Genomic DNA, 15408 nt, shown 5'->3' on the forward strand with positions numbered 1-15408 from the left:
GCTGAGCCGTATCAGGTAGTGGGGGCAGTGGGCGATGGAAACCGGAGACGACCAGCAACAACTCAGCGCACTGTTCATTGCACAGCGCGGGGGGCTGATCCGCATGCTTGCGCGGGTGGTGGGGTGCGCCAACCTGGCCGAGGACCTGGCCCAGGAGACCTACCTGCGGGTGGCCAAGGCGCTCAACGCCCGCCCCATCGAGCACTTGCAGCCGTTCCTCTATCAGACCGCCCAGTACCTGGCCTTCGATCACCTGCGCAGCCAGCGCAGCAAACGCCGCTTCGAGTACCAGCCCACCGACGCCAGCCAGCTCAGCGAGGTGCCCACCGCTGCCCCCGGGCCGGAAAGCCATGTCCAGGGCCAGCAGCAGTTGCGCTTGCTGCAACAGGTACTGGCCACCCTGCCCAAACGCCAGCAACAAATCCTGGTTTTGCATAAACTGCACGATCTTTCGCAAAGCCAGATTGCCCAGCGCTTGCAGGTTTCCCTGAGCACGGTGGAAAAGGACCTGCGCCATGCACTCAATGCCTGCATCAAAGCCACCGACCGGCAGAACCCCGATGACTGAACACCTCAGCGCCCTCCCCGGCGACGCCATTCGCGAGCAGGCGAGCTACTGGTTCACCCAGCGTGAGGCCATGACCCACAACCTGCCGCTGCGCCAGCGCTTTGAACAGTGGCGCAACAGCCATGCGCAGCACGCCGAGGCCTACCGCGCCCTGGAAGACCTGTGGCAGGCCAGCGCCTTCGAACAGGCCCTGGAACAGCTGGCGCTGGGCCTGGACCTGCCGGCCGCCCCGGCCCCCGCCACGCCGCGCAGAAAACGCCACCGCACTCGCTGGCTGGCCGCTGCGGCCACGGTGCTGGTGATGCTCGGTGCCGGCTGGTTCGGCGACCTGCCGCTGCGTCTGCAGGCCGATCACCTGAGCGCGGTCGGCGAGCTCCAGCGCTTCGACCTGGCCGATGGTTCGCACATCGTGCTGGGCAGCGACAGCGCCATCAGCAGCGACTTCAGCAACGCCCGGCGGCGCATCCAGCTGCTGCGCGGCGAGCTCTATGTCGAGGCCTTCCACGACCCGTCCCGGCCGCTGACCATCGAGGCCGGCAGCGCCACGGTGACCGTGGTCGGCACCCGCTTCAGCGTCAGCCGCCAGGCCGACGGGGTGACCGTGGCCGTACGTGAAGGCCGGGTACGCCTGGCCGACGAAAACGGCCAGCAGAGCCTGCTGCAAGCCGGCAACTGGCAACAGTTGCAGGGCCACCAGTTGCTGCCCCTGAACCCCGAGGGCAGTGAACGGCAACTGGCCTGGATCAACGGCCGCCTGTCCTTCCAGGACGCGCCCCTGGCCCAGGTTCTGCAAGAGCTGCGGCGTTACCATCGCGCACCGATCCTGCTGTTCAACGCCGACGCGGCGCAGCAGAAAGTCAGCGGCAACTACCAGCTCGATGACCCGCAGGCCATTGTCCGGGCCCTGAGCAAAGTCACCGCCACCGAGCTCACCCGCCTGCCGGGCGGCATCCTGGTACTGCGCTGAAACACTGCCCGGGGGGACTGAAAAAAGTTTTACGGCTTTGCCGAGGCCAACCCGTCAGGGTGTTTGCTTATGCAAATCATTCCTATTTCGTACGGGACTTCCATGCACCTTCCAACACTCACCCCGGCCCGCAGCATCCTCGCGCTGGCCATCTGCCTGGCCTGCAACCCCGTGATGGCGGTCGAGCCCACCACCGCTACCGGCAACCAGGCAACCGCCACCTACAGTTTTGCCATCGCCCGCCAGTCCCTGGCCAATGCCCTGGACCAACTGAGTACCCAGAGCGGTTTGCAGATCGCCTACTCCGCGGCACTGGCCCAGGGGATCGAGTCGGCGGGGGTCAGCGGGCGCATGAGCGCGGAACAGGCACTGGGCAAGCTGCTGGCAGGCACCGGCCTGGGTTTTGAACGCAACGGCGCCAACGCGGTGCTGCTGACGCGCCTGCCCCAGAGCAGCCAGGCCGTGGAGCTGGAGGCCACCCAGATCGTCAGCAACCAGTTGGGCACCGTCACCGAAGGCAGCGGCTCCTACACCCCAGGCACCATCGCCACGGCGACTCGCATGGTGCTGACCCCGCGGCAGACACCGCAGTCGATCACCGTGGTCACCCGGCAGCACATGGAAGATTTCGGCCTCAACAACGTCGACGACGTGATGCGCCACACCCCGGGCATCACCGTCTCGGCCTACGACACCGACCGCACCAACTACTACGCCCGCGGTTTCTCGATCAACAACTTCCAGTACGACGGCATTCCCTCCACCGTGCGCAACGTCGCCTATTCGGCTGGCAACACCCTCAGCGACATGGCCATCTACGACCGGGTGGAAGTGCTCAAGGGTGCCACCGGCCTGCTGACCGGCGCCGGCTCCCTGGGCGCCACCATCAACCTGGTGCGCAAGAAGCCCACCGCCCAGTTCCAGGGCCACGCCTCCCTGGGCATGGGCTCCTGGGACAACTACCGCAGCGAACTGGACGTCAGCGGGCCGCTGACCGAAACCGGCAATGTTCGCGGCCGCGCAGTGGCGGCCTACCAGGACAAGCAGTCGTTCCTCGACCACTATTCGCGCAAGACCTCGACCTACTACGGCATCCTCGAATTCGACCTGTCCCCCGACACCCTGCTGACCGTGGGCGGCGACTACCAGGACAACATCCCCAAGGGCTCCAGCTGGTCCGGCACCTTCCCGCTGATCAACGCCACCGGCGGGCACAACAGCATGTCGCGCTCCTACAACAACGGCGCGACCTGGAGCGGCTGGGAGCAATACACCCGCACCGCTTTTGCCATGCTCGAACACGACCTGGGGGATGGCTGGGTCGCCAAGCTGCAACTGGACCACAAGATCAACAGCTACCACGCCGAACTCGGCTCGATCCAGTTCGACGAGCCGCAGACCGATGGCACGGCCAAGGTCAACGCACAGAAGTACACCGGCGACACCACCAGCGATTCCGCCGACCTGTACCTGAGCGGCCCCTTCAATCTGTTCGGCCGCGAGCATGAACTGGTGCTGGGCGGCTCCATTGCCAACTCGCGCTGGACCGGCAAGGGCTACTGGTCCCCGGACTTCCCCGGGGGCAAGGGTAACGTGGTGGACTTCTACAACTGGCACGGCAAGATCGAACGGCCCATCTGGGGGCTGCCGGCCCAGCGTACCGACGACACCGTGCGCCAGACCGGCACCTACATGACCACCCGCCTCAACCTGATGGACGACCTGAACCTGTTTCTGGGCGGGCGCGTGGTCAACTATCACCTCACTGGCCTGACCCCGTCCTACAAGGAAAGCGGACGCTTCGTGCCCTACGTCGGCGCGGTCTACGACCTCGACGACCACTTCTCGGTCTACGCCAGCTACACCGATATCTTCATGCCCCAGGAAAGCTGGAACAAGGACAAGGACAGCAAGCTGCTCAACCCGGACGAAGGCCAGAACTACGAGCTGGGGCTCAAGGGCGAGTTCTTCGAAGGCCGCCTCAACAGCAGCCTGGCCTACTTCGAAGTGCACGAGACCAACCGCTCGGTGCCGGACGATGCCTACAACAACCAGTCGCCCACCCCCGACAACTACGCCTTCAAGGGCGCCAAGGCCGTGACCAAGGGGTACGAACTGGAGATTTCCGGCGAACTGAGCCCGGGCTGGCAAGTGCAGGCCGGCTACACCCACAAGATCGTGCGTGATGACGAGGGCGACAAGATCTCCACCTTCGAGCCGCAGGACCAGGTCAACCTCTACACCAGCTACAAGCTCAAGGGCGACCTGGACAAGCTGACCGTCGGTGGCGGCCTGCGCTGGCAGAGCGAGGGCTGGTATTCGGTCTACAACGCACCGCGCAAGATCAACGAAGACATTTCCCAGGAGGCCTACTGGCTGGTGGACCTGATGACCCGCTACCAGATCACCAAGAACCTGTCGGCGACCCTCAACGTCAACAACATCTTCGACAAGTCCTACTACACCAACGTCGGTTTCTATAACTCGGCGGCCTACGGCGAACCCCGCAACTTTATGCTCAGCACCCGCTGGGACTTCTGAGCCGGCGGCCCTACCGGGCCACCCCACCCGGCAGGGCACCAAGCAGCATCAGTGCCCGTCAGCCAAGCAGGCCCGCCTGCTTGAGCAGGTCCGTCAAGCCCGCGGGAACCAGCGGCGTCTGCTCGGTGAAGCTGGCGCTGCCCTGCCAGCGGGCCACGAAGGGCGCGCCATCGCTTTCCCGGGCATCGAGCTGGGCACGCTGGTAGACACTCGGGTCGTCGAAGCGGGCGTCGTAGACCTGGACGAACTCATGGCCGGGCTTGCCGGCATAGGTGAACAGGCTTTCCAGGGTGCCGATCAGGCGCAGGCTGTTGATCGACAGCCCCAGCTCTTCCTGTATTTCCCGAACGATTGCCTGGGCACTGTGCTCGCCAAAGTCGATGCCGCCACCCAGGGGGCGGAACAGCATCTGTTGCTTGTCGGCATCAAAGAACTGATTGACCAGGATCTTGCCCTGGTGATGGAAGATGCACAGCGCGAGCGCGCGGATGCGGGGTTCAGACATGGGATGAAGTCCATTTGCCGAGACGAGGCGCGGCATTAGACCACGGCGCCAAGCCCCTCAGCCAACGTAAAAATACTTCACCGCCAAGGCCGGGACCTCCTCCATCGCCGACCACAGTTGCTCGTCCAGTTCGCCACTGATCAGCTCATGTTCCTCGTCGCTCAGCAGCCCGGGAATGTCCCACAGTTGCTCCAGTTGCGGGTGGCCTTCCAGGTGCGCGATCAGCTGGCGCTGGCGGCTGACCAGGGCCCGAGTGTTGCGCGCGCCGATCGCGGCCAGGGTGCTGAGCGCCAGCTCGCAGGTCTGCTGCCCCCAGTTGCAGAAGAACTGCAGGAAGCCGCCGTTGTAGCCGTCCGCCTCCAGCCGCCACAGCGCGACGATGGCCTGGTCGTCCGCCGGCAGTTGCTGCAGTTGCCAGTCCAGGGCCTTCAGGCGAGCCATGGACTCATCGCACAGGCATTCCCAGATCCAGTCGATGGCGTTGAGACTGAGCACCGGCTCGCCCAGGTGCGGCCAGGACACGGACCAACCCCGAGGTGCGATGGCAAAATCCGCCCGCTGCTCGGGCGTGGCCTCCCGCAGCCGGCTGTAACGGCTCAGGGGCTGGCGCAGCCGCAAGCCGTCGGCCCAACTCAGGCAGAGCATTTCATCCTCGAAGGCGACGTGGGTGATGGGGCTGAGGTTCATCAGGCAGGACCTTTGGGCAATCTAATTCAGTCGTAAGCGGCCGGACGGCGGCGCGGGCCGATGCCGTGGAGCACCGTGAACAGCCCACCGCCCAGCAGCCCCAGCAGCAGGAACGGAAAGATCCCACGGTTGAGCAAGGGGATCCAGTAGTCCAGCCCCGAAGCCCCCTTCAGGGACCCGGCGAACAACCCCGGGGCGCCGGACAGCAGCCAGATCAGCACGCCACTGAGGCCACCGCCGATCACATAGCGCCAGCCAGTGGCGAGAAAGCGCTCCACCAGCCACAGCACCGGCCAACTGACCAGCATGCTGATCCAGGCACCGATCATGGCCCCCAGCAAGAATACCGGCAGGCTTTCCGCGCCCTTGGGATAGAGCGTTACCGCGACGCCCCCCAGGGTCAGCGCCCCCGACAGCGGCACCGCCAGCAGCCGCCGCAAGCCCTGCCCTCGCCCATGGGGCGGCACCGACAGCTGATCAATCCCACGGCTCAGCAGGCTGTACAGGCCAGCCAGGGCCAGCCCGCCCGCCAGCGGCAGCAGCAGCAACAGCTGCATCCATGAAGTACGCACCAGCACCGTGGCCACCAGGCTCAGGATCAGGCTGATCCACAGGTAGCGCGCCCTGGCCTGCGGGCAGCGCCGCTCAGTCCACAGCAACAGGGGAATGCCCAGGACCATGGCGATCACACTGCCAAACAGAAACCCGGAAAACAGCTCCGTGCCATTCCAGCCCTTGATCAGGCCCTTGATCACGGCGTAGACCAGGCCAGCGCACAGGGGCAGTGCAAACAATCGCAGTTCGGCGTTGGGCCGCATGGGGTTCTACCTGGGGTGGCAACGGGTGCCGGGTTGAAGGAAGGAGCGTTTCTACACAAGTGCGGCGGACTAATCCAGTGCCGGAGAAACAATGCAACCTTGAGCCCGGCAATGGCTTATTGCTCAATATCGGGGTATACAGCTGGGCGAAAATTCATCCAAACATCCACCGTAAAAGACCACCCACCGCAAGTCGCTGCACTGCTGTCAGAGCAGAACAAGCATTGGCTTACAGGCAGCCGCCGAGTCCTGTTGCAAGCTCAACAGCAGCTCTGCGACCAGGGCGTGCCCAGCACGATCACCTTGGCACCTGAAACAGCCGGCGCCATTCCTCTGGACAGGCCACTCTGCCACGCTGACTCGGTCCTGTCAGCGCTCCGGCGCAGGTTGCAATGACCCAGCGTTGACCGACGCGATACGAAAGGAAACTTGACGTGCTGGCAAGACTGAACGGGCAGGAACTGCATTTCTTTGGCACACCCAAAGCATTCAATGCCATGGCACGAGCCATTCGCAAAGGCCGGCACGGCGACTCTCAATCAATGCCGCTGGAGCAGGAGCAATCAAGTTTAAGCACCGTGTTCCTGAGTTGCTCCGGTCAATCGAGCAGGATCTGGATTGAGCACAGCGAGGTTCATATCCAGTATGCCGAGGCCAGTAAAAACCGACTCTACCCTTGCCTCTCCATGCCCGCTGAAACAGCGCCGGGTGCGCTTTTTTTCATCGACAAGCTGCAACAGGATCACCCACCGCTGCTCACCGACGACTCGCTAAGCCTTGTGCTGCATGTCATCGCGAACGACGCCGATGCTTGAACTGCATCTGAAAGAGTAAACAGGCCCATGAAAATCTACCTCGACGACGAACGCCAAACCCCGCAAGGCTGGGTTCGCGCCTACTGGCCGGACGAAGTGATCGCGCTGCTAAAAGCCGGTGGCGTCGAGAACATCAGCCTCGACCACGACCTCGGAGATGATCAGCGCGGCACCGGTTACGACGTGATCCTGTGGATCGAAGAGGCCGTGGCCCTCAATGGTTTTCATCCGCCGCGTATTCACATCCACTCGGCCAATGCCAGCGCCGTGGAAAAAATGCGCGCCGGCGTGCAAGCGATCGATCGACTGGCCCGCAACAACGGATGCCGCCAATCAACCCATAACAGAGGCAACTGACCCCATGAGCGGCAACCTGTATGGATACATCCATTGCTTTGACCCTTCGCCGGCTGCCGAAGCGCACAATCGTGCGGTGCTGCAAAGCCTGCCAGTGACGGGGGCGCAGATCACCAGGGCGCTTTTCAGCGTGCTGCCAAACAGCCGGGGGCACTGCTACTTCGGGCATATGGTGCACTTCGCCACCTACCCCAAAGGCAGTTACATCTTCGATGATTCGTGGCTGGCCGAGTACGAAGCCCTGCTGGAGCGCCTGTTCTGGGACAACTCGGAGGTGGTGCATACCTACTGCGGCGAACGGCGCACCTGGAACTCCAGTAAAACCCACGGGCTCGAGCAACCAACCGCCTTGAAGATCACTAACAGGAAGGTTTTTCCTTCCTATCACGACTTGGAGCCCGTCGCGGACAGCGATGTGCCGGAGCCGGGCAACAGCTGAAAGGTCGCCCGCCATCCCCCCTATAACGACACAAGGAACACGTAATGCCACTGAGTCCTGAGCAAGCGAAAACATTGGCCGATGCGGTAGCAGGCTATGCCTTCCCCACTGCGCATTTTGACTTTGCCCGCCAGACGCCCGTTGTGCGGCTGTCCATGTCCGAACTGGAAACCCGGATTCGCCAACAACTCCTTAGCGACTCGCTGAACACCGTCAAGGACGGGCTATCGAATGTTCTCTATTGGGGGTTCACTCAAATGGGTGGCTTGGCCAATGTCCGTGTTGGCCGCTTCCGCTCCGGGGTCAAAGACTTGCAGATCGCACAGGCCTCGGCGCTGTTCAAGGAGCAACCGCGCCCGGCACTTTACGAGATCGCCAGCCTGAAGATGCCGCAGTTTTCCAGTGTGTCGTTTGTCAGCAAGATCCGCATGTTTCTCGACCCGCTCCAGTCGGCCACCCTGGACCTGCAGATCATGAAAATCCAGCAGGTCCACAGCGACACCGTCCTGGCGGCAATCAAACAGGACCCGACCCGGATCCGTATCAGTAAAGCCAATTCGAACGCTTACGAGGGCTGGTGCGAACGCCTGGCTGACATAGCTCGGAGCTACCTGCCAGAGGCTCGCGTCGCCGATGTGGAACGTGGTCTGTTTCAACTGGTTCAAGACAACAAGGTCAAGCAGGCCGCCGCGATCCTGCGCAACGCCTGAGTTTTATGAAGGGTGCACGGTCTGGATCAAGTACACGGGCGATTGGGGAGGCTCATCGCGCTGTAAACTCTGCCCGCAGCAGCGCGTACTGAACCAGATCATGATGGGCGCCCAGCCAGTAACCCGCTTGCCGTGAAACCCCTTCGCGGACAAACCCTGCCCGCTCCAGTAACCGGAGCGACGCCAGGTTCTGCGGGTGTACCTGGGCCTCGATGCGGTTCAATGCCATGTATTCAAACCCCCAGCCAACAATGGCTTGCAATGCCTCCCCCATCAGCCCCTGCCCTTGCGCCGACTTCGCCAGTTCGAAGCCGACGGCGCAGCTGCGCCACTGCCGGTTCCATTTGAACAGGCCGCAGGTGCCCAGCAGGCCCGGTTGGTTGTGGCGTTCGATGGCCCAGCGCGTCCCCGGGTTGGGCAGGCTGCGCCAGCTGGCAAACAGCGCCAGCAGTTGCTCGGCCTGCGGGTAGTCGGTGATGGGGTCGGTGCCGAACCACTGCATGGCATCGGCGTCGCTGTGGATCGCGAACAGTGCCGGGACATCGGCCGGGCACAGTTCCCTGAGGATCAGGCGCGGGGTGCGGATAACGGGAAAGTCGCTCATGGGGATACCGCCCTAGCCTGCCAGCTGCTTGCGCAGGATCTGCGCATACTCGTCCTTGACCTGCTCAAAGCCGTACTTGTGCTCCAGGCGCTTGACGGTGAAGTGCCCACGGGCCATGTCCTGGTAGAAGTCGGTGAACAGCGCATTGATGGTGGCGCCGGTAAAAGCGCCGATCACCGGCACCGCCTGGGCCGCGAACTTGCTGGAGATGGTCACGCCGTAACGGCTGGCGACTTTCTCGATCAGCAGTGCCAGCCACTTGCCCACCTGCCCCGGCGACAAGCTGCCCACCGCCCCGGCACCGCGCTTGGCGGCAATGGCCGCCAGCTCCTTGGACAGTTGCTGCATGGCCTGGGTGGTGAAGCTGCGGGTGATGTAGTAGCCGGTTTCCGTGGCGTCGTCGGCCTGGCTGTTGCCGCCCATGGCGAACACTTCGATGCAGGCCTGCTTGGTGGCAAAATCCGCCAGATCGAAGCCTTCGCTGCGGGCCACATCGGCCACCGAGCGCATCATGATGGTGGTGGAAATGGGCAACTCGACAAACAGCGCGGCAAAACCGAAGGCCCCGCCCACAGCGCCGGAAGTGGCCGCGTACATCTTGTGCAGCAAGGTCGATGCCGGTTTTTTGGGCGCGTTGTCCAGGCTCCACAGCGCCGCATCGGCGGAGCTGTGCAGGGCCGCCACCACCGCGCCGTTGATCTTTTTCGCCACCACCGCCGGCAGCGCCTTGACCGCACTTTCGATGGGTGAACCCAGCAGCCCGGACAGGCGCGCCGTCAGTGAAGGCGACTCCAGCAAGCCGACGGCGCGCTTGAGGTCCTGGTAATCCTCGGGATGGTCTTTGATGCTCACAGGCGTCTCCATGGGTGGCTGTTCACTGCCTCGGGAAAGAATAAACCGTTGCCAGGCGGCGTCGTGGCTCAATTGCGCGTCCGGCGATAGGCAGGACTAAGGCTTGGCTGGCTCCAACAGCAGGTCCGCAGCCAGCGTCGGGTATTGGACCTTCATCCGCTCCAGGCATTGCAGCAGCAGTTGCGCGTCCCGGGGCAGGCGCCGGGACAATGCTGGCAAGCCGCTGATATGCAACTGTTCGGGCATTTCCACCAGCCCGGTAATGGCGTCCCAGAAGGCGTCCCAGTTACAGCCGTACCAATGGGGAAAACCCAGGGCATCGCGCAGCACCAGGTGCAGTTCAGCGGTGCTAGTCACCTGGCTCAGGTCGATGTGTTGCAGGGGCAGGCGGCTCATTCGTCATTCCTTGGGGTGATGGCTTGAAGGGGCTTTCGCTGGCTGGCCACAAGGGCTTCAGGCCAGCGGCTGGACACCCGGCTGGCGCTGCAACTGCTCCCAGCCCAGCTTGCAAAAGCTCTCCAGCAGCTTGGCCAGATGCGAACTGGCGGTCTGCGGTGACATCCCCGCCGCTTCGGCCAGGGCGCTGGCGGACAGCGAGCTGCCATCGGACAGGATGATGAGCATGCCCCCCGCACCGGCTCGGCAAAGGTTTCGCCGCACACTTCGATCCAGCCCGAAGCAGTGTGTGCAAAAAGGTTCGTATAGTCGCACCGCACTGCGGCAAAGGAAATACGCCCCCATGGACCTCAAGCACCGCCTGCGACGCCAGGTACTGATCGCCCCCTGCCGGAGCTATGGGGTGGTGATCCTCGACACCTCGATCGTCAATGTCGCCCTGGAATCCATCGCCCGGGACCGGGATGCCGGCATCACGGCCCTGCAATGAGTCATCAATGCCTACCCCCTGAGCTTCGCCAGCCTGCTGCTCACCGGCGGCCTGCCGGGGGAGCGGTTTGGCGCCCGGGCGCGACAAAGCCGCCGTCGCCGGCCAGGCGACAGCGGCGGCTGCCTCACCCCTTACAGGTGCTGCTGGAAGAACGGCACCAATTGCGCCATGGCCAGCGCCACCGTTTCGGCGCGGTCGTACAGGTCGTAGTGGGACCCGCCCTCAGCGACCACCAGATGCTTGTCCCGGGAGGCCGCGCGGCCATGGATTTCCAGGCCGTCGCGGTAGGCACCGAAGCCGCCGGGCTTGTCGCCGACCACCACCATCAGTGGCTGGGTCAGCAGCACCTCGGCCTGCAGGAAGGCATCCCAGCCAAAGGCCGCGCTATTGAAGGAAAACAGACCGCTGGTGGCGCCGTTTGGCTGCTGGCCCCGGGCGGTCTTGTAGTACTCGGTGGCTTCCAGTACGTCGATGTCGCTGATGCCGTTCTGCTGCGCCTCGGCTACCGATGCTGGCAGGTAGTCGATCACATGACGCGCCTCGCCCCGGGCCTCGGCGGTGCGCTGCTTCGCCATGGCGTGCAAGGCGCTGACCGGATCGAAGTTGCTGAAACCTTCGCGGATCAGGCGGCCGAAGTTGACCCCGGTAATGGAGGCCAGGGCCTTGATCCGGTAGTCGGTCATTGCCGCCTGGATGGTGTAGCCACCGCCACCACAGACACCGATGGCACCGATGCGCTCGGGGTCGACATAAGGCAGGGTCACCAGGTAGTCGATGGCGAAACGGATGTCCGACACGCGAATGGCCGGGTCTTCGATAAAGCGTGGCTGGCCGCCGCTGGCGCCCTGGAAACTGGCGTCGAAGGCGATGACCACAAACCCGGCCCGGGCCAGCCCGGCGGCGTAGATGTTGCCGGAGGTCTGCTCCTTGCAACTGCCGATGGGATGGGTGCTGACGATCGCCGGGTAGCGCTTGCCCGGGTCGAAATCCGCCGGCAGATAGATGTCCGCGGCGTTATTCCAGCCGAAGTTGGGGAAGCTGACGTGTTCGATGCTGTTGCTCATGACCGTACTCCTTGAGCCGCCCTGGGCAGGCTCGTCTGGATCGATAGGCGGACCGCTCGCTCCCGTGTGCGGGAGTGCGGAGTCGGGCGTTACCGAAAGCGCCCGGGACACGGCAGGCCTTGGGGCTGCTGCGTCGTCGGGCACCAGTATAGAAATGGCTCGCGGCGAAACCTTGCCTATTCTGACGGCAAGTTTGCTTGTTTTGCGGATTCTGCCGGCTCACCCCGAAGGGCGTTTCGCTGCAACACAAACAGCTAGAAACACGCCTATCCGTGGCGGATCGAATGGTTAGGCGCCCAGAGCCGCGCCACAGTCTGTTTGCCTATTTCGCTGAACCCTGCACTGCAACCTGGCCCTTACCCGGCCTCGCGCATCCTGCGGATATCCCGCTGCGGCGGCGCGCCGAACACCCGGCTGTATTCCCGGCTGAACTGCGAAGCACTTTCATAGCCCACCAGCCCCGCGGCGCGCCCGGCATCGATGTTCTGGCTGAGCATCAACTGCCGGGCTTCCTGCAGGCGCAACTGCTTGTGGAACTGCAGCGGGCTGACACCGATGATGGCGCGAAAATGCTGGCGGAAGGTGGACGGGCTCATATGGGCGCGCTGCGCCAGATCATCGACGCGCAACGGCTGGGTGAAGTTCTGTTTGAGCCAGGCCACGGTCTTGAAGATCTGCTGGGTCGGCGAACCCACCGCCAGCAGCTGCTGCAACGCCAGGCTGTAAGGCCCGGCCAACAGCCGGACGATGATTTCCTGCTGGATCAATGGCGCCAGCTGGGGAATCAGCGCCGGCTCGTCGAGCAAGCCCACCAGCCGCTCCAGAGCGCTGGCCAGCCCCGGCTCCAGTTCATCCACCACCACCGTCCGATAATCGCTGGCCCGCGAAGGCGGTGGCGGCTGCATCTGCGCGGCGGTTTGCAGGATCTGGTGCATGTCCAGGGTCAGCATCATGCCCAGGAAAGGTTCGGCCGCCGAGCCCTGGGTCACCCGGGCCACCACCGGCTGGTCGATGCTGGTCAGCATGCCCTGCCCGGCCCGGTAATTGATCACCGCCTCCTGCAGCAGCACCTGCTTGCCGCCCTGGGCAATCACCCCCAGGCCCAGGCTGTAGATGCAGGGAATGGCCGAGGTCGGCGTGGAACGGCGGTGCAAGGTCAGGTTGGGCACGGCGCTGGGAAAGTCGCCGGAGTGCGGGGTGTGCCGGGCAATCAGGGCCGCGAGTGCGGTGGGGGTTCGGGGCTGGGTCATGTGCGGGCAATCGGAAGTGGCAACAGTACAGGCGGCCACTGTGCGCCGATTGGCCATGCAGATCGAGTTTTTCTTCACGGCCACCAGGGCGGCGGACACGGGTCGATATCCGCCTCGGGGCAGTAGTGGCTGGCAAAAGCAGGCGATCCAATGGCAATCCCTTGCCCACTACGGCCAACTTCTGCCCGCCATCGCTGCTGGCGCCGCTGCCAACGCCGAGCCGCATCATGTTCATGGCTCATGGCCCGGGTTTTGCTCTGCTTGGCCAGAACCCACCCAGGAGCAGTCTCATGACAGGAAGCATCTCAAACTCGACATCCCTCGTAGCCATGGGCCTCAAGGGAATCACCAGGGCGCTGGAGAATGGCACGCTGAAGTCCATGAAAATCCAGGTAGAGAATGCAACGCCGCAAATGCAGGCGAAGATCGACGCCAGTTTTCATGAATCGCAAATCTCGGACGCCAAACTGATAGCCCAATACAGAGCCAACCCCACCTGGGCGACATTCGACGACAAGAGCAACTCCGTCCAACTGCCCGATGTGCAGTCCCTGGGCAAGGACGACGCCACCCATGTGCTCAAGGGCCTGCAATACCTGATGGAAATCGGGCGCCTGGACGGCAAGACGGTCGTTGCCAAAAACGGCGGCCAGACCACCGACAGCCCCGCGCTCTATCAGGACTGGCTACTGGCGCGGATCGGCGTCGATGCCCACGCCTGAGTAGCCGCGGCCCAGGCTGCGGGAACGCGCTGCATGCGGGTTCGCCAGCCAGGGCTCGAGGGTTCAGACCAGGCGTTTGTGCAGGAAGAAACGCCGGTGCTGCGGCGGGAAATCCTCCAACCGGCCGAATTCGCTGAAGCCATGCCGCTGATAGAACTGCGGCGCCTGAAAGTCGAAGGTATCGAGCCAGATGCCGATACAGCCCTTTTCCCGGGCCAGCTCCTCGGCCATGTTCAGCAATTGCGAGCCCGTGCCCTGGCCCCGTGTCTGCTCGGGGACCGCCAGCAGCTCGATGAACATCCAGCGATAGAAAATCTCCGCCTGCAGGCCACCGAGAATCTCACCGCTGTGCTCGTCGCGAACCACCAGGGCGATGGCCTCGGGCTTGGGATCGCCCGCCTGGGCCCGGTTGTGGGCCCGCAAGGGCTCGAGGATCGCAGCGCGCACCTCCGGCCCCGGGTTCATCAGCATGTCGATACGCGTACTCATTCACCGTTTCCTTGGATGATGGCTGTGCCGGACCGGGGTGAAAGCGCCCCACGATCCTCCCTGGAGGATCGTGGGTTTGGCAAGGCTGCGCTACCTGGCCGTCGCTGCCGCAACTAGCGGCTGACGTACTGCTCGGTCTTGCTGTCGTAGACATAGGTGAGGTTGTCTGCGGCCGCCAGCGAACGGACCTTTCCCGGGCCCTCGAAGGTAGTGCCGCTGACCTTGACCTGCACCTGCGGCAGCGGCTCCTGGCCGGCGACGAAGCTCAGCTCACCGTCGCTGCCGATGCAGGGCATGACCGCGCCGTCGTCGCAGGCCGCGGAGTTGTCCTCGCCGGTGCGCACCTGGCCAACGTAGGACCAGACCCAGCCATCGTCTTCGGGTTTCTTGTTCGGATTGAACACCAGCATGGTGTAGCCCCTGGTGATCACCCCATTGTCGAAAGTGGCCGTGGGCACCGCCAGCAGTAGGCGGCCGTCAGCGGTACGGTGCTCAACGGCCTTGCGCTTGGTGTCCACTTCCTCGGGCTTCTCGCCGCCGCCGAAGAAGCCGATCTTGCGTTCGATGCTGCGAATGGAATAGGCCTGCTTCTGGCCCGGGTTGGTGAGTTCGAAGGTGGCATCGGCCAGCCGTACCTGAACCTCCGGCGCGGCAAAATCCTCGCCCTCGCGGGCGGCGCGGTCCCGGGTGTGCCAGACAAAGGTGGCGTAGTAGTGCTTGCCGTCGAAGTCCAGCTCCTGGCCGTACCAGAAGGTGGCGGTAACGCCGTCTTCCAGCTCCACCTCTTCATCCTGGTCCGGCACCTCGACGTTCTGCATCACCGCCAGCACTGCGCCGGGAGGGATCGGCGCACCGGCCTGGGCCAGCATCGAAGCCGCCAGCATGCACGGCGCCAGCAACCAGCCGGCCAGTCGTGCAGCCAGCCGGCCTTCCTTGTGCAGACCTGTATTGCTCTTGATTTTCATCCCTGGAACATCCCTGTAGAACCGATGAGGAAACGCCGGCCACGCAAGTGGCCAATGGCATGACGCGCGATCATATAGCCAGCGTTTCATCAGCGACAAGATGCTGGCAAATGGCAAGCGCAGGCCGCCGGCAAGCGCAGCACCGGGCAAGGCGCGCTTGTTCCTGCGC

Annotated in this window: 20 protein-coding genes; 9 read left to right on the forward strand and 11 right to left on the reverse strand. The window is 63.8% G+C overall.

Features of this window, described 5'->3' with window-relative positions:
• The first annotated feature begins 34 nt into the window (after positions 1–34).
• From M2395_RS09020 to M2395_RS09030, 3 genes are all read left to right on the forward strand, one after another.
• Positions 35–568: an RNA polymerase sigma factor gene (locus tag M2395_RS09020; RefSeq protein WP_123431001.1), complete on the forward strand. Its 534-nt coding sequence runs from the start codon at positions 35–37 to the stop codon at positions 566–568.
• Positions 561–1535 (forward strand): FecR domain-containing protein, encoded by a 975-nt coding sequence (locus M2395_RS09025; RefSeq protein WP_123431002.1) that lies wholly within the window; start codon positions 561–563, stop codon positions 1533–1535. The genes M2395_RS09020 and M2395_RS09025 overlap by 8 nt, the downstream gene beginning before the upstream one ends.
• 69 nt (positions 1536–1604) lie before the next feature.
• On the forward strand, positions 1605–4076 hold the full coding sequence (locus M2395_RS09030) for a TonB-dependent siderophore receptor (protein WP_015635155.1): 2472 nt from the start codon (positions 1605–1607) through the stop codon (positions 4074–4076).
• 58 nt (positions 4077–4134) lie between these two features.
• Here M2395_RS09030 and M2395_RS09035 read toward each other — a convergent pair whose 3' ends face one another.
• From M2395_RS09035 to M2395_RS09045, 3 genes are read right to left on the reverse strand one after another with little or no spacing between them, the layout of a single operon-like run.
• Positions 4135–4581, reverse strand: coding sequence for an NUDIX hydrolase (locus tag M2395_RS09035; protein WP_171820702.1), 447 nt, complete (start codon positions 4579–4581; stop codon positions 4135–4137).
• A gap of 57 nt (positions 4582–4638) precedes the next feature.
• Complete coding sequence (locus M2395_RS09040; RefSeq protein ID WP_011060688.1) at positions 4639–5268, reverse strand: DUF4375 domain-containing protein; 630 nt, start codon at positions 5266–5268, stop codon at positions 4639–4641.
• A gap of 26 nt (positions 5269–5294) precedes the next feature.
• A complete protein-coding gene (locus M2395_RS09045; protein WP_123431003.1) occupies positions 5295–6086 on the reverse strand; it encodes a hypothetical protein in 792 nt (263 codons plus the stop codon).
• A 434-nt stretch (positions 6087–6520) separates the two neighbouring features.
• On the opposite strand from M2395_RS09045, the gene M2395_RS09050 reads away from it, so the two are divergent.
• Genes M2395_RS09050 through M2395_RS09065 form a run of 4 tightly spaced genes read left to right on the forward strand, consistent with a single transcriptional unit; the run spans position 6521 to position 8407 of the window.
• Positions 6521–6901 carry a hypothetical protein gene (locus tag M2395_RS09050; protein WP_123431004.1) on the forward strand — a complete coding sequence of 127 codons (381 nt, stop codon included), beginning with the start codon at positions 6521–6523 and terminating at the stop codon, positions 6899–6901.
• A 27-nt stretch (positions 6902–6928) separates the two neighbouring features.
• Positions 6929–7258, forward strand: a complete 330-nt coding sequence (locus tag M2395_RS09055; protein WP_123431005.1) for a cyclic-phosphate processing receiver domain-containing protein — start codon at positions 6929–6931, stop codon at positions 7256–7258.
• Positions 7259–7262: 4 nt separating this feature from the next.
• Positions 7263–7697: a hypothetical protein gene (locus tag M2395_RS09060; RefSeq protein ID WP_123431006.1), complete on the forward strand. Its 435-nt coding sequence runs from the start codon at positions 7263–7265 to the stop codon at positions 7695–7697.
• A gap of 44 nt (positions 7698–7741) precedes the next feature.
• Positions 7742–8407 carry a hypothetical protein gene (locus tag M2395_RS09065; RefSeq protein WP_123431007.1) on the forward strand — a complete coding sequence of 222 codons (666 nt, stop codon included), beginning with the start codon at positions 7742–7744 and terminating at the stop codon, positions 8405–8407.
• 52 nt (positions 8408–8459) lie between these two features.
• On the opposite strand, the gene M2395_RS09070 is transcribed toward M2395_RS09065, so the two are convergent.
• The 4 genes from M2395_RS09070 to M2395_RS09085 form a co-directional block, all read right to left on the reverse strand.
• Complete coding sequence (locus M2395_RS09070; protein ID WP_123431008.1) at positions 8460–9011, reverse strand: GNAT family N-acetyltransferase; 552 nt, start codon at positions 9009–9011, stop codon at positions 8460–8462.
• Between the two features lie 12 nt (positions 9012–9023).
• A complete protein-coding gene (locus tag M2395_RS09075) occupies positions 9024–9875 on the reverse strand; it encodes an EcsC family protein (protein WP_123431009.1) in 852 nt (283 codons plus the stop codon).
• A gap of 84 nt (positions 9876–9959) precedes the next feature.
• The gene (locus tag M2395_RS09080) at positions 9960–10259 is read right to left on the reverse strand and encodes a barstar family protein (RefSeq protein ID WP_015635147.1); all 300 of its coding nucleotides are present in this window, start codon (positions 10257–10259) and stop codon (positions 9960–9962) included.
• Between the two features lie 57 nt (positions 10260–10316).
• Positions 10317–10487 (reverse strand): winged helix-turn-helix transcriptional regulator, encoded by a 171-nt coding sequence (locus tag M2395_RS09085; RefSeq protein ID WP_019095004.1) that lies wholly within the window; start codon positions 10485–10487, stop codon positions 10317–10319.
• Between the two features lie 115 nt (positions 10488–10602).
• Between M2395_RS09085 and M2395_RS09090 the strand changes: the two genes are divergently transcribed.
• Positions 10603–10749 carry an MFS transporter gene (locus tag M2395_RS09090; RefSeq protein ID WP_145992905.1) on the forward strand — a complete coding sequence of 49 codons (147 nt, stop codon included), beginning with the start codon at positions 10603–10605 and terminating at the stop codon, positions 10747–10749.
• A 131-nt stretch (positions 10750–10880) separates the two neighbouring features.
• Here the strand turns inward: M2395_RS09090 and M2395_RS09095 are convergent, their stop codons facing one another.
• On the reverse strand, positions 10881–11813 hold the full coding sequence (locus M2395_RS09095; RefSeq protein ID WP_123431011.1) for an alpha/beta hydrolase: 933 nt from the start codon (positions 11811–11813) through the stop codon (positions 10881–10883).
• 356 nt (positions 11814–12169) lie between these two features.
• On the reverse strand, positions 12170–13120 hold the full coding sequence (locus M2395_RS09100) for an AraC family transcriptional regulator (protein WP_077935006.1): 951 nt from the start codon (positions 13118–13120) through the stop codon (positions 12170–12172).
• Positions 13121–13353: 233 nt separating this feature from the next.
• Here M2395_RS09100 and M2395_RS09105 point away from each other — a divergent pair, with 233 nt between their 5' ends.
• Complete coding sequence (locus M2395_RS09105; RefSeq protein WP_015635144.1) at positions 13354–13785, forward strand: hypothetical protein; 432 nt, start codon at positions 13354–13356, stop codon at positions 13783–13785.
• A 63-nt stretch (positions 13786–13848) separates the two neighbouring features.
• Here M2395_RS09105 and M2395_RS09110 read toward each other — a convergent pair whose 3' ends face one another.
• On the reverse strand, positions 13849–14274 hold the full coding sequence (locus M2395_RS09110) for a GNAT family N-acetyltransferase (RefSeq protein WP_011060675.1): 426 nt from the start codon (positions 14272–14274) through the stop codon (positions 13849–13851).
• Between the two features lie 113 nt (positions 14275–14387).
• A complete protein-coding gene (locus M2395_RS09115; protein WP_041774174.1) occupies positions 14388–15239 on the reverse strand; it encodes a hypothetical protein in 852 nt (283 codons plus the stop codon).
• Between the last annotated feature and the right edge of the window lie 169 nt (positions 15240–15408).

The organism is Pseudomonas sp. BIGb0176, from assembly GCF_024810175.1.
GTDB classification, from domain to species: Bacteria; Pseudomonadota; Gammaproteobacteria; order Pseudomonadales; family Pseudomonadaceae; genus Aquipseudomonas; species Aquipseudomonas protegens.

Bases quoted from the DNA above. Each gene is read 5' to 3' on its own strand.
- M2395_RS09055 (WP_123431005.1), top strand. From the start codon at position 6,929: ATGAAAATCTACCTCGACGACGAACGCCAAACCCCGCAAGGCTGGGTT.
- M2395_RS09070 (WP_123431008.1), bottom strand. From the start codon at position 9,011: ATGAGCGACTTTCCCGTTATCCGCACCCCGCGCCTGATCCTCAGGGAA.
- M2395_RS09100 (WP_077935006.1), bottom strand. From the start codon at position 13,120: ATGGCCAATCGGCGCACAGTGGCCGCCTGTACTGTTGCCACTTCCGAT.
- M2395_RS09035 (WP_171820702.1), bottom strand. From the start codon at position 4,581: ATGTCTGAACCCCGCATCCGCGCGCTCGCGCTGTGCATCTTCCATCAC.
- M2395_RS09090 (WP_145992905.1), top strand. From the start codon at position 10,603: ATGGACCTCAAGCACCGCCTGCGACGCCAGGTACTGATCGCCCCCTGC.
- M2395_RS09115 (WP_041774174.1), bottom strand. From the start codon at position 15,239: ATGAAAATCAAGAGCAATACAGGTCTGCACAAGGAAGGCCGGCTGGCT.
- M2395_RS09025 (WP_123431002.1), top strand. From the start codon at position 561: ATGACTGAACACCTCAGCGCCCTCCCCGGCGACGCCATTCGCGAGCAG.
- M2395_RS09105 (WP_015635144.1), top strand. From the start codon at position 13,354: ATGACAGGAAGCATCTCAAACTCGACATCCCTCGTAGCCATGGGCCTC.
- M2395_RS09075 (WP_123431009.1), bottom strand. From the start codon at position 9,875: ATGGAGACGCCTGTGAGCATCAAAGACCATCCCGAGGATTACCAGGAC.
- M2395_RS09095 (WP_123431011.1), bottom strand. From the start codon at position 11,813: ATGAGCAACAGCATCGAACACGTCAGCTTCCCCAACTTCGGCTGGAAT.
- M2395_RS09085 (WP_019095004.1), bottom strand. From the start codon at position 10,487: ATGCTCATCATCCTGTCCGATGGCAGCTCGCTGTCCGCCAGCGCCCTG.
- M2395_RS09080 (WP_015635147.1), bottom strand. From the start codon at position 10,259: ATGAGCCGCCTGCCCCTGCAACACATCGACCTGAGCCAGGTGACTAGC.
- M2395_RS09030 (WP_015635155.1), top strand. From the start codon at position 1,605: ATGCAAATCATTCCTATTTCGTACGGGACTTCCATGCACCTTCCAACA.
- M2395_RS09110 (WP_011060675.1), bottom strand. From the start codon at position 14,274: ATGAGTACGCGTATCGACATGCTGATGAACCCGGGGCCGGAGGTGCGC.
- M2395_RS09060 (WP_123431006.1), top strand. From the start codon at position 7,263: ATGAGCGGCAACCTGTATGGATACATCCATTGCTTTGACCCTTCGCCG.
- M2395_RS09020 (WP_123431001.1), top strand. From the start codon at position 35: ATGGAAACCGGAGACGACCAGCAACAACTCAGCGCACTGTTCATTGCA.
- M2395_RS09045 (WP_123431003.1), bottom strand. From the start codon at position 6,086: ATGCGGCCCAACGCCGAACTGCGATTGTTTGCACTGCCCCTGTGCGCT.
- M2395_RS09040 (WP_011060688.1), bottom strand. From the start codon at position 5,268: ATGAACCTCAGCCCCATCACCCACGTCGCCTTCGAGGATGAAATGCTC.
- M2395_RS09065 (WP_123431007.1), top strand. From the start codon at position 7,742: ATGCCACTGAGTCCTGAGCAAGCGAAAACATTGGCCGATGCGGTAGCA.